This is a genomic window from Kribbella sp. NPDC049584 (assembly GCF_040675555.1).
Classification (GTDB): domain Bacteria; phylum Actinomycetota; class Actinomycetes; order Propionibacteriales; family Kribbellaceae; genus Kribbella.
The window spans coordinates 770,183-770,710 of record NZ_JBFAPF010000002.1 but is presented as its reverse complement, the minus strand read 5'-3'; the positions used below and the strand labels follow the sequence as shown (position 1 = coordinate 770,710).

Here is a 528-nt window from a genome sequence, read left to right as displayed (position 1 = left end):
GTGGCGGGTGTCGCGGAGGCGGCGGGCGTGGTTGAGGCGGGTGTCGCGGAGGCGGCGGGCGTGGTTGAGGCGGGTGTCGCGGAGGCGGCGGGCGTGGTTGAGGCGGGTGTCGCGGAGGCGGCGGGCGTGGCTGAGGCGGACGAGGAGGCGGGGGCGCGGAGGGACGCTAGGCCGGCTCGGAGGGAGGCGCTCATGCCTTCTGTCCAGTTTCTTGCTTCGACCACCTGGACCGGCTCGGCGATGAGCTCGGCGCGGACCTCGCCCGCGGAGGCTCCGACCACCACCACGACCGGTGAGCAGCCTGCCCCGGCGAGCACCCGCGCCGTACGAACAACCCACGGCACACCCTCCCCATCGCGGATGAGCGCCTTCGGCCTACCCATCCGGCGGCCGGCACCGGCGGCCAGCACCAGACCAGCGACAGGCACGTCCGGCGAATCCCCACCCGCGACCGGCACCTCCGGCGAATCCCCACCCGCGACCGGCACCTCCGGCGAAACCCCACCAGCAGCCGGCACCTCCGGCGAA

The 528-nt window shown here is 75.0% G+C and carries 1 protein-coding gene; it reads right to left on the bottom strand.

Going from position 1 to position 528, the window contains the following annotated elements; translation table 11 throughout:
* Positions 1-528 (bottom strand): NTP transferase domain-containing protein (locus AB0J62_RS10385; RefSeq protein WP_363867753.1); only part of this gene is annotated, 528 nt, incomplete at both ends.